At 62.4% G+C, this 14,008-nt stretch carries 10 protein-coding genes; 2 read left to right on the top strand and 8 right to left on the bottom strand.

Annotated elements, in window-relative coordinates; all coding sequences use genetic code 11:
* Positions 1–207: 207 nt before the first annotated feature.
* From KIH76_RS10110 to KIH76_RS10100, 3 genes are all read right to left on the bottom strand, one after another.
* Positions 208–2,169: a DUF4012 domain-containing protein gene (locus KIH76_RS10110; protein WP_219070559.1), complete on the bottom strand. Its 1,962-nt coding sequence runs from the start codon at positions 2,167–2,169 to the stop codon at positions 208–210.
* Between the two features lie 81 nt (positions 2,170–2,250).
* Positions 2,251–3,768 carry a tyrosine-protein kinase domain-containing protein gene (locus KIH76_RS10105; protein WP_338023660.1) on the bottom strand — a complete coding sequence of 506 codons (1,518 nt, stop codon included), beginning with the start codon at positions 3,766–3,768 and terminating at the stop codon, positions 2,251–2,253.
* Positions 3,769–3,924: 156 nt separating this feature from the next.
* Entirely contained in the window at positions 3,925–5,433 is a 1,509-nt protein-coding gene (locus tag KIH76_RS10100; protein ID WP_219070574.1) for a sugar transferase, read from the bottom strand.
* A 419-nt stretch (positions 5,434–5,852) separates the two neighbouring features.
* Between KIH76_RS10100 and KIH76_RS10095 the strand changes: the two genes are divergently transcribed.
* Positions 5,853–7,562 carry an MDR family MFS transporter gene (locus tag KIH76_RS10095; RefSeq protein ID WP_219070557.1) on the top strand — a complete coding sequence of 570 codons (1,710 nt, stop codon included), beginning with the start codon at positions 5,853–5,855 and terminating at the stop codon, positions 7,560–7,562.
* Position 7,563: 1 nt separating this feature from the next.
* Here the strand turns inward: KIH76_RS10095 and KIH76_RS10090 are convergent, their stop codons facing one another.
* From KIH76_RS10090 to KIH76_RS10080, 3 genes are all read right to left on the bottom strand, one after another.
* Positions 7,564–8,877 (bottom strand): Nramp family divalent metal transporter, encoded by a 1,314-nt coding sequence (locus KIH76_RS10090; protein WP_420829274.1) that lies wholly within the window; start codon positions 8,875–8,877, stop codon positions 7,564–7,566.
* A 122-nt stretch (positions 8,878–8,999) separates the two neighbouring features.
* The gene (locus KIH76_RS10085; RefSeq protein WP_236036970.1) at positions 9,000–9,755 is read right to left on the bottom strand and encodes an HNH endonuclease family protein; all 756 of its coding nucleotides are present in this window, start codon (positions 9,753–9,755) and stop codon (positions 9,000–9,002) included.
* Between the two features lie 89 nt (positions 9,756–9,844).
* Positions 9,845–10,729, bottom strand: a complete 885-nt coding sequence (locus KIH76_RS10080) for an aldo/keto reductase (RefSeq protein WP_219070553.1) — start codon at positions 10,727–10,729, stop codon at positions 9,845–9,847.
* 256 nt (positions 10,730–10,985) lie between these two features.
* Here KIH76_RS10080 and KIH76_RS10075 point away from each other — a divergent pair, with 256 nt between their 5' ends.
* Complete coding sequence (locus KIH76_RS10075) at positions 10,986–11,657, top strand: sugar O-acetyltransferase (protein ID WP_214373183.1); 672 nt, start codon at positions 10,986–10,988, stop codon at positions 11,655–11,657.
* A gap of 3 nt (positions 11,658–11,660) precedes the next feature.
* On the opposite strand, the gene prmC is transcribed toward KIH76_RS10075, so the two are convergent.
* Both prmC and prfA read right to left on the bottom strand, forming a co-directional pair.
* Complete coding sequence (gene prmC, locus KIH76_RS10070; RefSeq protein ID WP_236036969.1) at positions 11,661–12,641, bottom strand: peptide chain release factor N(5)-glutamine methyltransferase; 981 nt, start codon at positions 12,639–12,641, stop codon at positions 11,661–11,663.
* A gap of 160 nt (positions 12,642–12,801) precedes the next feature.
* On the bottom strand, positions 12,802–13,890 hold the full coding sequence (gene prfA, locus KIH76_RS10065) for a peptide chain release factor 1 (RefSeq protein ID WP_214373181.1): 1,089 nt from the start codon (positions 13,888–13,890) through the stop codon (positions 12,802–12,804).
* Positions 13,891–14,008: the final 118 nt, after the last annotated feature.

Here is a 14,008-nt window from a genome sequence, read left to right as displayed (position 1 = left end):
TATCAACCTACAGCTGTCGTTCTCTTGACTTCTGTGAAGTCATGTTTTAATAAAATCTTGACTTCTTAAAAGTCAAGATTACCATAATTCTTGACTTTTCAAAGCTCGAGATACACGAAAGCCGTGTTGGGTTTGGCTAACATCGGCGTGGATGTTAGCCAAACCCAACACGGCGATGGCGTTGCGCAATGCGGAAAAGAGACGCAACTACTCCTGATCGGTGCGGCCGTCGATCTGCGGGGTCTGGTTGATCTCGAGCGGAGCGTCCACGCCCGGAGCGGACTGCACATGCAACGTGATCCCATACGACTGGCCGGGGTCAAGCGTCATGGTCTTGACGCCCACGGTCAGCCCGTTGTGCACGGTCACACCGCCGATGTCGCTACCGTCGCTCATCGTCCAATCCACCAGTCTCCCGCCGGCCGGCGCATACATGAACACGGCCGTGCGGATCTGCCCGGCCTGGATGTCGTCAAGGAACGGGCCGACGATGTACTGCGGCAACGCGCCGACCTCGTCGGCGGTGAGCATGTTGGTGAACTTGATGTGCACCGTGTACTGGTTCGCGCCGTTGGCGGCCACGCCGTCCGGTTCGACGCTCACCGAACGCTTCAAATACCAGTCCATCTTGGCCTGTGAGATATCCGAGTAGAACACGCCCACTTCCGGGGTCGCCGCGGCGGTCTTGAGCACGCCGGCGATCGGCGTGGTCGCGATCTGCTTCTGCTCGTCGGCACGCGCGCTCCACACCTTCAGATGACCGGACGAGATCGACGAGGTCATGGCGTTGAGGAACGACTTGCCGTCCTTCGCGTTGCTCATGATGTGCTGGAACGCGGCCTGCGCGGCGGCTGCGAAATACGCGTCCTGCTGGTCGAGCGGCTTGTCGATGTACACCTGATTAAGCAGGTACTGCGCGGTGTTGTTGCCGTCGAGCGTCACGCCGTCCTCCAGCGTCACACTGCCGGACACGGCAAGCGTCTTCTGCAGGAACACCGGGTCGATGGCGATCACGCCGTCCACCTTCGTGCCGTACGCCTTCTGCCACATCGCCTGCGCGATCTCGCCCGTGCGCGGGAAGTCCGGTGTGAAGTTCACGTCCTGCGGCACTGTGCCCAGCTTCGACGTAAACAGCGACCGCTCCTCGGCGGTCAGCTCGGTGACCGGCTCGTCGAAGTCAGGGAAGTCCCGCGCGGCGGTGAACTCACCCATCTCGACCTTGCCGTTCGTCACGGTCATCACGCCCCACGAACCGGGCAGACCGCCGGACGGTCGCACTTCGGAATTGGTCTGCGCCAGCACCAGATACGTCCGGGTCGACCCGTCGTTGGCGAGCATCTTGGGCGCCACCTGCGCGGCCACGTTCACGTTGTGCACGAGCGTCGACAACGTGTCGAGATACGACGTCGCCTTGCCCAGCGCGTCGGAGATCAGGCTGATGTGCACTTCCGGCGCGGCAGCGATGCTGCGCGACGCATTCTGGATCACCGTGTCGGCCGTCTGCAACGGCTGGGCGGCCTGCGTCAGGCTCGACAGGTCGATCGTGCCGTCACTCACCGTCACGTTGCTCAGGTCGAGCGCGCCGGACGCCTCTTGCAACGCCGGAATGCCCTGCGAGGCAATGTTCTCCATCGCCGTCACCGCGGTGCGCACCGCCTTAATATCGCTGCCGTAATACGGCACGACCGACGCCACGGACCACAGCGGAGAACTGGTCTGCCGGTATGCGGCGTTCACATGGCCTGAGAAGTCCGTCATCTTCGTCTTCAACGCGGCATTGTCGCCGCCCTTGAGCGCGCTCTGCATGCCGGAAGCCACCGACACGGCCTGCTGCATCTCGTTCTTCGCCTTGAGCGCCGAATAACCGAACCACGCGCACAGGCCGGCGATCAGCAGCAGAACGAGCAGCAAGCCCACCAGAATGCGCCTGATCATGCGGCGACGCTTGATGCGGCGGATATGCTGCGCGCTCATGCGCCGTCGACGGTGCTTGTGTGGTTGGTACGTCTCGCCGTTCGCGTCTTCGGCGGTCATCATCGACAACGCGTCGTTCTGCGCTACGGGACCAGCCACACCGGCTTGCGTACCATGTTGCGCGCTATCGTCCGTCATGTACGAAAAATCAAACTTCTGCGGCTGCTGGCCAGGTTCCTCTGGCTGTTCAGGCATGTCCATTCCTCCATACGACTGCATAAAACAAGAATCCGTGCGGTTCAACGGTCTCCCGCTGCCGCACGGATGTTCATACGACTACTTGGCCGCCCGACGGGGTGCGCTCTTGCGCGTGCGCGCCTTCTTGCCCTTCTTGCGGGACGTGTCCTCATCGTCGTCGTAATAATAGTTGCCGTAGCTGCTCTTCGCCTTCTTGCCTTCCTTAGCGAAGTTGAAGATGAAGCCGGTCACCGACACGCCGAGGTTGCTCAGCTGGGCGGCCACGTCGCGCAGCTCACGCTTGTCGGTCACGTCACGGCCGGAGACGAGCACGATGCCGTTGCCCAGCGCGCCGAAGATGGTGGCGTCGTTGGCCACGACCAGCGGCGACGTGTCGACCATCACGTAGTCATACTGGGCGAGCGCCTGCTTGAGCAGCTCCTTCATGGTCGGCGAGTTGAGCAGCGCGGACGCGTTCGGCGGCTTCGGACCGGCCGGCATGATGTGCAGGTTCGGCTTCCAGTAGCGTTGCACCACGTCCTTGACGGACGCCTGGCCGGACAGCACGTGCGCGAGGCCCGCGTTACCTTCGAGGCCGAGACGGTTCGCGACCGACGGGTGACGCAGGTCGGCGTCGATGAGCAGCACGCTGGCGCCGTTTTCGGCCAGCGACGTGGCGATGTTCACCGAGCTGGTGGTCTTGCCCTCGTTCGGGCCGGTGGAGGTCATGACGATCAGCCGGGCGGACGTGCCCTCGACCGGCGCGGTGAACGACAGGTTGGTGCGGATACGGCGGTATTCCTCGGCGATCGGGCTGCTCGGGTTCGACACGATGACCGGCACCTCGCCCTTGAGCAGTTCGTCGTCGGGGATACGGCCCATGATCGGCGCGTCGATGAACTCCTGCAGTTCCATCGCCTCTTCGATGCGCGTGGAGAACAGGTCCTTGAGCAGCGCCACGATCACGCCGAGGATCAGACCGCCGACGATGCCGATGGCCATGTTGAGCGCGATCTTCGGCGAGCTCGGGGACACCGGCTCCTGCGCCTGCTGCACGATCGACAGCTTGACCGGGGACTTGTTGTCGGAGCTGTACAGCGAATTCTCGACCACAGTCTTGAGCGATTTGGCGACCGAGTTGGCGATCGACGCGGCCTGCTTGGGATTCTCGTCCTCGGCGCTCACGTTGACGAACGCGGTGTTCGACGGGTTGGTGACCGTCAGCTCGCCGCCGAGATGACCGACCGTCATGTCCAGACCGAGGTCGTCGATGACCGGCTGCAGCACGGACTCGGTGGTGGCCAGCGTCGGGTACGACTTGATCTGGTTCGAGATGTACGAGCTGGCGCTGTTGATGTTGTTGAAGTTGTCCTGCACGTTGGACGTGTCGCTGTAGGTGGCGAACACCTGCGCCGTGGCCGTGTACTTGGCCGGCGTGAGGATCGTGTACGCGCATACGGCGGCGAACACCAGCACGAACGTGACGATCACGGAGATGGTGTGCTTGCGGATGACCCGCAGCAGATCCATGATGGTCATGCCGTCTTCGTTGACCGCCGCGGGGTTTTCAACAGCGACCTGCCCCGGCTGCTGCTCGTTGTTTTCTACGGAAGACACCCGTCACTCCTCTACTGAACCGACATACTCACAAACACTGGGTGATTGTACCAACGGCCCTCTACCCCCTACGCGGATCGTCTCACGAAGAGGCGTCCGGGAAAGGGTGATCGAGAGCCTCCGGCGGAACCGCGAACATGCGTAAAACCGACGGAATCAGTACGCGCCCTTGGGATGGATCACCACGCCGATAGTGCGGAAGATGTAGATGATGTCGCCGAGGATCGACCAGTTCTGCACGTAGTTCACGTCCAGCTGTCGGCTCTCGTCCTCGGACAGGTCGGATCGGCCGGAGACCTGCCATGGGCCGGTGATGCCGGGGCGCACGAGCATGCGCAGCGCATACACGTCGTCGTACTGGGCGTATTCCTCGGGCAGCGGCGGGCGCGGACCCACGATCGACATGTCGCCCACGAACACGTTGAAGAACTGCGGCAGCTCGTCAAGCGAGAACTTGCGCGTGATATGCCCCACCCTGGTGATGCGCGGATCGTTCTTCATCTTGAAGATGAAACGCTTCTCTTGGCCGTTCTCCTTGGCAAGCTTAGCCTTGAGCGCATCGGCATTCACGACCATCGAACGGAACTTGAGCATGTTGAACGGCTTGCCGCGTAGGCCGATACGTTCCTGACGGTAGAAGATCGGTCCGCCGTCGTCCAGTTTGATCGCGATCGCCACGCCGATCATGAACGGCGAGGTCAGGATGATGAGCAGCGCGGACACGACGATGTCGAAGAGTCGCTTGCAGATGCGTGTGGAGATGCCGTACTGCGCGAGGCTGATCGTCAGGATGTTCACACCCTTCAATGTGCGCACGCTCAGCTGGTGACCGGCGATGTCGGCCGCCGAGGTCAGGAGCGCGATCTCGAGACCAAGCGATTCGATGCCGATCGAGAACGTCGCGAAATTGTTGGAATCACGGTGCAGCACGTCGGTCACCATCACGGTCTGCGCCTTCATGCGCACCGCGGTCTCGCCGAGCCGATCGTCATACGGGATCACCGGCAGGTCGGACACGTCCCACACCGACGACAACTCACGCAGCTCCGGTTCGCTGAGCGGCGCCGATTCGATCGCGCCAGTGGCCGGATTCTCGCGGATCGGGCAGATCGCCACCGGCTTGTAGTTGAGCTGCTGACGGTCCTCAAGGAACTTCAACGTGCCGGCAATGCCCTGCGGCGAGCCGACAACGATCGTCGAATACGTGTACGCGCCCTTGCGGCGGTCACGGGTGATGACCGATCGGGAGATCATGCGCTCACCAATCGTCAGCAGGCATGCGAACAGGATCATCACAGTGATGGTCGGCAACGGCAGGCTTACGGCGAAGATGTAGTTGACTGCGCACAGCGTCAGCCAGCTGACCGCAGCGCCTTTGATGATCATGGGCACCAGCTGGTAGCCGTCGCCCATCACGTGACGATGGTAGATGCCGGCGTGACGCAGGCAGAACGCCCATACGAACGCGCCCAGGATGAGATAGACGGTGGTGCCGAACACCGGGGACGAAATGAACGAGGCTCGGCTGCCATGTCGGAACAGCAGCAATGCGGTGGCCGAGCCGATGATGAACATGGCCGCGTCGCACAGCAGCAAAGCGAGATTGAGGAAAAAGCGCCAGTACTGGACCCGGGAATACTGGTTGGCGCGCAGATCGTTGAGCATTCGGGAGGGATCGGTCCCGTTCGTGCCGCGGCCGGGCGTTGCCGGGCGGCCCTGCGGGGGCTTCGGTATCGAATCAATGGTCGGATCGGCGAGGTTTCCGGCATTACCCGCGATTACGCGTTCGGCTCCCCGCTCGTTCACTGCCGTCCCGTCGGATCGTACAGATGCCATCTACGTATTCTCCTGCTCACTTCCCGGCATGGTCGTACACCATGGCTCGCCCCATGGTCGCACACCATGCGGCCTCGTTCCTCACCGAGACCGCACTGTGGGTAACCGGACAAACATATCCGAGCATACTATGCCCCCGAAACCGCGCCAAAGGCGTGTCTTGGCCACATACGTTGCCCAGATATGGTTGTAGGCTATTTACGTTTTCGAGGAAACCGTGTTTGGGAAGAATGTGGTGCATGGGGCGAATGACGAATCAGAACGGCAATGCAGCGAATGACGACAACACACGGGATGCAAGCACGGCTACGGGACCGCTTGCGAAGCGTGATCCGCGTGACCGCCGACTCGAACGCGCGCGGGCACTGACCCGGGAGGAGACCTACGTCGACGGGCATCTGACGAAAGTAGCATTCACGTCGATCGCCATCCTCACGTTCATCACATTCGTCGGCAACTTCACCCAATTGCAACTGAGCGCGGCGCTGCCAACCATCGTCTCGGAATTCGGCATCTCGGTGACCACGGGCCAGTGGCTCACGTCGATTTTCCAGCTCGTGATGGGCGTGATGGTGCCGCTGACCGCATATCTGACGCGCCGCTACTCCACCCGTCAAATCGTCATCACGTCAATGATCGTGTTCACGATCGGCTCGTTGCTCGCATGGGTTGGTTCGTCGTTCCTCGTGGTGTTGCTCGGCCGACTGCTGGAGGCCGTCGGCACCGGTGTGATGTGGCCGGTCCTGCAGATCACGGTCTTCTCCATCTACCCGCTCTCGCGCCGCGGCATGGCCATGGGTACGGTCGGCATGGCCATGAGCGTGGCACCGGCCATCGGCCCGACCATCGGCGGCTGGCAGACCGATGCGAACGGCTGGCGCTCCATTTTCCTCACCTTGACCGTGATCGGCGTGGTCTCGCTGCTGCTGGCCGTGTTCGGGCTGCACAACTTCGGCGAGCACGACCCGGGCGCGCGTGCCGACTTCTTCTCCGTAGGCCTTTCGGTAATCGGCTTCGGCGGGCTGATGTTCGGCTTCACCAACATCGAGGCGTATCCGTTCACGCATCCGATGGTATGGGGCGCGGTGCTGATCGGTCTTGCCGGCATCGTGTGGTTCGTGATGCGCCAGGTGCACGGGGCGCGGAAGTTCAATGAGGCGAAGGCTGCGACACGATCCGCAGCCGAGGCCACTGGAGCCACGGCGAACGCCGGCCGCAAGCCCCTCGATACGACCACCGGCAAGCCCGTCAATCCCCCGCTGCTCGATCTCGGCGTACTCAAGAACCGCAGCTTCACGATCGGCACGATCTGCGCGGCGCTGAGCTTCTTCGCGTTCAGCTCGATCATGGTCATCATGCCGCTGTATATCCAGAACGACCGCGGCTATTCCGCCACGATCAGTGGTCTGGTGATGATGCCCGGCGCGTTCGGCATGTGCATCTCGCAGTTCTTCGGCGGCAAGCTCCTCGACCGGCTCGGCGCACGCCCGGTCGCGATCACCGGCACCGGCATCCTGCTGTTCGGCACCATCATGATGAGCCTGATCGACCGCAATACGTGGATCTGGTGGGTGTCGATCTGGCAGTTCGTCCGGCAGATCGGCATGGGGTTCATCATCATGCCGATCACCACATGGTCGCTCAACTGCCTCGACCACAGCGAAGTGTCCGCTGGCTCGGCCGTCACCAACACGGTACGTCAGATCGCCGGCGCCATCGGGGCCCCGGTGCTCGTCATCCTTATGGAAACACTGATACAGGTGCATGGCGGCAACCAGATCGACGCCAGCATCTTCGGCACACAGTGGACGCTACGCGTGAGCGCGTTCCTCGTGTTCATCCAGATGCTCATCGTGATATTCGGCGTCAAAGGCGCGGGCGCCGGCTCATCGCATGAGGCGGCGCAAAAGGCCGTGGCGCACTTCCATGAGGTGCATGCCGCCCGCGCTCGGCAGTAAATCACGCCTTCCCCAGCACCGTCAGCACGATCAGGAGCACATTCAGCGCCACGATCAGCGTCGCCACGCCGATGAAGATCACATGCTTGGCCGTCCCATCGACGTACTCCCCCATCAGTTCCTTGTCATGCGTGTACCGCATGAGCGGGATGATCGCGAACGGGATGCCGATCGACAGGATCACCTGCCCGACCACCAACGCCTGTGTGGGGTTCGGCGCGAACCACAGCACGATCAGCGCCGGCACGAGCGTAACCACACGGCATGCCCACATCGGCGCCTTGATGCGCAGCAGACCGTGCATGATCTCCGAGCCGGCGTACGTGCCGACCGACGTGGAGCTGAGCGACGACGCCAGCAGTCCAATCGAGAAGATCGTGCCGACCACCGGTCCCAACACGCTCACGATCGCATGCTGCGCGCCTTCGATCGAATCAGTGCCCTTCATGCCATACAGCGAATTGGCTGCGATGATGAGCAGCACCACGTTCACCGAACCGGCCAGCAGCAACGCCCACGCCACGTCGATCTTCGAACCGTGCAGCAGCTGGCGCACAGACGGTTTGGTCTCCCCCGGCCCGTAATGGTCGTTCACCAGCGTGGAATGCAGGTAGATCGCATGCGGCATGACCGTCGCACCCAGCATCGACGTGGCCATGAGCACCGAATCGGTGGTGGTGAAATGCGGGACCAGCCCGCCAAGCACGGCCGCCGGATCAGGCGGCGCGATGAACAGGCCGAAGATGAATCCGAACGTGATGACCAGCAGCAACGCGATCACGATCTTCTCGAACAGACGGTGCGTCTTGCCGCCTTGGAACCACAGCAGCACCGTGGAGATCGCGCCGATCACAAGACCTCCTACGAACAGCGGGATGCCGAACAGCAGGTTCAGCGCGATCGCACCGCCGATCACCTCGGCCAGATCGGTCGCGATGGCGATGACCTCAGCCTGCATGAAGAACATGAACCGTCCGGCGTCGCTCATGCGTTCGCCGAGCAACTCCGGCAGCGATTTGCCGGTAACAATACCGAGTTTTGCGGATTGATACTGGATGAGGACGCTCATCGCGTTCGCAAGCACGAGCACCCATACCAGCAGATACCCGTAGCGCGCGCCGGATGTGATGTTCGCCGCCACATTGCCCGGGTCGACGTACGCGACGGCCGCCACGAACGCCGGCCCCAGAATGCTGGCGAGCGCATGTCCCTTACGCCCGTTGGCGCGTTTGCCGCCTCGCTGGCGTTCCGGTTCCTCGTCCACACGGGCACGCTCAAGTTCCAGCTCGGTGGCCGGTTGTTCGATCGGATTCATGGTTGTTGTGACTGTATCGTTATCGTTATTCTCTTCCATACCGCGCACCGTTATAACGCCGGCATGTTACAAACGACGGGATTTGTCCCGCGGTTTGACGGAAATTCATACCCGGTTATGGATTACGGCAGCTGCTCGTTTGGGCAGGCGACCAGCACGGATTGCAAGGCCTGTTTCTCCCGCGTGGTGACGCTCAGACCATACTTGGTTTTGACCGCGATCTGCCGTGCGACGTATCGGCAGCGATAGTCGCCGTTGGTAGGCAACCAGTACGCGGCCGACGCGGAGCCTTTACTCTGGTTGGCGGGCCCGTCAACGGCGAGCAGATTGGTCATGTCGTTGCCGAACCGGTAGCGTTTCGCGGTGTCCCAGTCGCGTGCGCCGGACTGCCATGCGTTTTCGAGCGCGACGACATGGTCGATCTGCACGGCGCTGCTGGTCTTGACCCCGCGCACGAAATGGATGGTTTGCCCGGTGTATGGGTCGTCGAGCGTGCCGGATTTGACCTTGCAACTGCCGGCCGATACGTACTGCACGTCGGTCAGGTCTCGGGCGAGCACGTCTTCGCGTACGTCGCAGCCATTGCCGTCATCGTCGGTTTCGCGATAGCCGAACAGGTCGCGATCGTAGCCGGTCGCATCGGGATTATCGTCGACGGTGAGTTTGTTCAGCGCGTCCGCGGCCGGACCGCTCGCCGCGTATTCGCCGGTGATCTGGCCGACGGTCGGACTGACCTTGGGCAGTCCGATGCCGACCGACACGCCGGCAACCACGACGAGCACCAGCAGGATCAATACGCGTTCGAACGGATTGGACGCATTGAATCGACGCCGCGAAAAATGCGTACGACGACGGGAATACCGTCTGTTTCTAGGCAAGTATCGCTCCTGTGATTCACACCGTGTACGATTCCTGGGTCATGTCTCGCATGCCAGACCTTTGCCATAGAGATCCGGCACGTCGACGATCACGCATACGTGAATTTCATCGGATCATGGCCGGCGCGCTTCGGGCCGTCGAGCTTGTCGATGGCCGCGTGTTCCTCGAGGGTGAGCGCGAAGCCGAACAGGTCGAGGTTTTGACGCTGGCGTTCCTCATGCACCGACTTGGGGATGATGATCGTGCCGTTTTCGATGTGCCAGCGCAGGATCGCCTGGGCGGGACTCACGTTGTGCTCCTCGGCGATCTTCGTGATCACGCCATCGCCGGCGTTGAGATCGGCGCCGCGGGCCATCGGCGAGTATGCTTCGACCGCGATGCCGTGCTTGCGGCAGAATTCCACGACGCCGCGCTGCTGCCACGTCGGGTGCAGTTCGATCTGGTTGACGGCCGGCCATTCGCCGGTCTCATCGTGCAGCCGTTCAAGATGCTCGGGCAGGAAGTTGCACACGCCGAGCGTCTTCACACGGCCTTCCTCGCGCAGTTTAGCGAACGCCTTCCACGTGTCGCCGCTACGCCAGTCGAACGGCGTCGGCCAGTGGATCATGTACATGTCCACATAGTCGACCTGCAGCAGTTTCAACGAATCATCGAACGCGCTCAGTGCGGAATCGTAGCCCTGCTGGGAGTCGCGCAGCTTCGTGGTCAACCACAGTTTCTTGCGCTGCTCGCCTGTGTTGTAGCCGGTTGCAGCGAGAGCTCGCCCGACGCCGCCCTCGTTGTTGTATCCGGCGGCGCCGTCGATGTGACGGTAGCCGAGTTCGAGCGCCGACTCAACGACCGGCGCGACCGCGTCGTCCTCGATGCGCAGCACGCCGAGTCCGACCTGCGGAATCGCGTTGCCGTCGTTCAGCTTGATGTCCGGCACGGTCGCGGCCGCAGCCGCCACGGCAAGATCACTGGTTCCCAACATGGCAAACCTCCTGTGCGAAAAGTTCTTGCTGTCCACAATACACGGTGGCCTTATCAGCGGGAATGCGCCCGAGACGGTTCGCAATCGCGCCTTGGACGAAGACTCGCCGCCGACCGCGGATCCCGGGGACGGCTCGAGTCCGCAGGCCGGCGACGAACCTCCCGCAATCACACACCACGCACTCCGCCTATGTACGTTTGCGCATTTATACTGTGTGCCCGTATCCTGTCCTCCGACGACGCAAAGGAGCCGTATCATGACCGCCGAAAACGCATCCGCCATCCCGCCCGTCGAACTGCGCACACCCCGCGCTTCGGAACGTGAGGAGATGCTCGCCGGCAAACTGTACAACTGCGCGGATCCGGAGCTGTGCCGTCTGCGCGACCATGCGGCCGACCTGTGCACGAAGTTCAACGCGCTGCCGCGCGGCGACGCCGGGACGCGTGCCGCGGTGCTGGACGAACTGCTGCCCGGCCACGGCTCGGACATGTGCCTGATGGGACCGGTGTTCTTCGACTATGGCTGCCATACCAAGATCGGCGACCGTGTGTTCGCGAACTTCAATTTCACGGTGCTGGACTGTGCTCCGGTGACGATCGGCGACGATGTGCTGTTCGGGCCGAACGTGTCGCTGCTGCCGCCGATGCATCCGATGCGCTGGCAGGACCGCAATTCGCGCGTCGCGCCGGACGGTTCGTCGTATGACTACGAGTACGGCAAGCCGATCACGATCGGCTCGAACTGCTGGTTCGGCGGCAATGTGACCGTGGTCGGCGGCGTGACGATCGGCGATGGCTGCGTGATCGGCGCAGGCGCGGTGGTGACGCACGACATCCCGGCCAATTCGGTGGCCGTGGGCGTGCCCGCGCGCGTGATCCGTACGATCACCGACGCCGATGCCTCCATCTACCAGGAATACGCGCAGTAGTCGCTATCCCCGCACCGCAAACAAATACCGAGGCCGTCCGGTCCAGTCGTTTTCGGTTCGCGCGTCCGTAAAACCGTTCGCTCGCGCGAACGCGACGAGCTGGTCGCCCTGCGATATGTCATGCTCCATGACGAGCGCGCCGCCTGCACGCAGCAGTCCGGCCGCGCGCAGGATGATGCGTTCCGGAATCGCCGAACCGTCCGCGGAACCGCCGTATAGCGCCATGTCCGGATCGTGATCGCGCACTTCGGGCTGATCCGGAATCTGCGACAGCGGCACATACGGCGGATTCGTGATGACCAGATCGATCGTGCCGTCGAGCTGCGGCAGGGTGAGCGGGCTGGTCGCGTCGCCGCGTTCAAGATGATAGTTGTATCCGGCCGACGGATCGCGGCGTGAAACCGCCTCGCGATTGCGCTCGGTCCACGCGTACGCCTTGTCGGACAGTTCGACCGCCCACACCTCGGCACCACGCACCTCGGTCACGACGGACAGTCCGATCGCGCCCGATCCAGCGCACAGGTCGACGACGCGCGGCGTATACAGCCGTTCCCGCGTGATCCAGTCCAATCCGGCCTGCACCACGGTTTCGGTCTCCGGCCGTGGAATGAACACGCCCGGGCCAACCGCGAGATCAAGATATCGGAACGGCGCGTGCCCGACGATATATTGCAGCGGTTCCCGCTTCGCTCGCCGATCGATCATCGCAGAGAATCGTTCTGCCACAGAAAGATCTCTCCGTTCGCTGCGCTCGGTCGAGATGACAGAGGAATCAGCCCCGTCGTTGTCATTTTGAGCGAAGCGAAGCGAAGTCGAGAAATCTTCCCACGCATCGCCCATCAGTATCGCCTTGTCGACGTCGCGCAGCTCGCGCCCCGCCGCCTCGGCCAGCAACAGCTTCGCATCATGCTCGGGCGTATCCACCCCAGCCTCACGCAACGTCCCCGCCGCATCCCGAATCACATCAGCAACAGTCGTCATCATTACGCTACTTCTCTTCGGCCAATACAGCGCAACATGACCGCATAACGAGGTCCGTGGCGGGATATGTGATGCTCGACCGTAAGACTCGGCCGAGCGGCCCGGAGCGTGTCGAGCGTCACATATCCCGTCACGGACCGGTCATGGCTGCTCTGTAAAAAAACTACTTCTGGTTCGCGAGCCGCTCGGCTTCGTCGGCTTGGATGTCCGAGTCGATCACGGCCTGCAGATCGCCGTTGAGCACCGCGTCGAGGTTGTACGCCTTGTAGTTCGTGCGATGGTCGACGATGCGGTTCTCCGGGAAGTTGTACGTGCGGATACGCTCAGAACGGTCGAGCGAACGCACCTGCGAATGACGCATATCGGCGGCTTCAGCGGCCTCCTGCTCGTGCTTCATGGCGAGCAGTCGCGACTTCAAGACGCGCAGCGCGGCCGCGCGGTTCTGGATCTGCGACTTCTCGTCCTGCATGCTCACGACGATGCCGGTGGGGATGTGGGTCATGCGCACCGCGGAATACGTGGTGTTGACCGACTGACCGCCAGGGCCGGAGCTCATGAAGATGTCGATCTTGAGATCCTTCGGATCGATTTCGATCTCGTCGTCGTCCTCGTCGGCTTCGGGGAAGACGATCACGCCGGCAGCGGAGGTCTGGATGCGGCCCTGCGATTCGGTGACGGGGATGCGCTGGACGCGGTGCACGCCACCCTCGTACTTGAGCGAGGCCCACACGCCGTCTTCCGGCGCGGGCGTGCCCTTGGCACGGATGGCGATCTGCACGTCCTTGACGCCGCCCAGCTCGGTCGTGTTCTCGGACTGCACGGTGACGGTCCAGCCGCGTTTTTCCGCGTATCGCGTGTACATGCGCAGCAGGTCGCCGGCAAACAATGCCGCCTCTTCACCGCCGGTGCCGGCCTTGATCTCCATGATCGTGTCGCGTGCGTCGTCCGGGTCGCGCGGGATAAGCGCGGTCCTGAGCTTCTCTTCGGCGGCCGGAAGCTCGGCTTCGAGTCGCTTGGCTTCCTCGGCGAAGTCTTCGTCCTCATCGGCCATTTCGCGCGCGGCCTCGAGGTCGTCGCGGATCTGCAGGTAGTTCTTGTATGCGCTGACGATGCCGCCAAGCTCGGCGTGGCGACGGCCCAGCTTGCGGATCTTGTCGGGGTCGGACACGACTTCGGGGTCCGCCATCTTCGCTTCGAGATCGTGGTATTCCTCAAGCGCGGTCTGCGCGGCGGGGAATTGTTCGTCTGCCATGGAACTTCCTTCGTCTATGACTGGTTCACACTGAGTTGCTCGCCTTATCCGTACGGTTTTGCCGGCGTCAGCGATAAAACCGTACGGATGGAAACGCTATATGTACGGTTTTGCAGAT

Source organism: Bifidobacterium simiiventris (assembly GCF_019331715.1).
Lineage (GTDB): Bacteria > Actinomycetota > Actinomycetes > Actinomycetales > Bifidobacteriaceae > Bifidobacterium > Bifidobacterium simiiventris.
This window is presented reverse-complemented; position numbering and strand designations above follow the sequence as displayed.

What these genes read in the sequence shown, in the direction of transcription:
- KIH76_RS10110 (WP_219070559.1), bottom strand. Translation starts at nt 2,169, where the DNA reads ATGCCTGAACAGCCAGAGGAACCTGGCCAGCAGCCGCAGAAGTTTGAT.
- KIH76_RS10100 (WP_219070574.1), bottom strand. Translation starts at nt 5,433, where the DNA reads ATGCTCAACGATCTGCGCGCCAACCAGTATTCCCGGGTCCAGTACTGG.
- KIH76_RS10095 (WP_219070557.1), top strand. Translation starts at nt 5,853, where the DNA reads ATGACGAATCAGAACGGCAATGCAGCGAATGACGACAACACACGGGAT.
- KIH76_RS10090 (WP_420829274.1), bottom strand. Translation starts at nt 8,877, where the DNA reads ATGAATCCGATCGAACAACCGGCCACCGAGCTGGAACTTGAGCGTGCC.
- KIH76_RS10080 (WP_219070553.1), bottom strand. Translation starts at nt 10,729, where the DNA reads ATGTTGGGAACCAGTGATCTTGCCGTGGCGGCTGCGGCCGCGACCGTG.
- KIH76_RS10075 (WP_214373183.1), top strand. Translation starts at nt 10,986, where the DNA reads ATGACCGCCGAAAACGCATCCGCCATCCCGCCCGTCGAACTGCGCACA.
- prmC (WP_236036969.1), bottom strand. Translation starts at nt 12,641, where the DNA reads ATGATGACGACTGTTGCTGATGTGATTCGGGATGCGGCGGGGACGTTG.
- prfA (WP_214373181.1), bottom strand. Translation starts at nt 13,890, where the DNA reads ATGGCAGACGAACAATTCCCCGCCGCGCAGACCGCGCTTGAGGAATAC.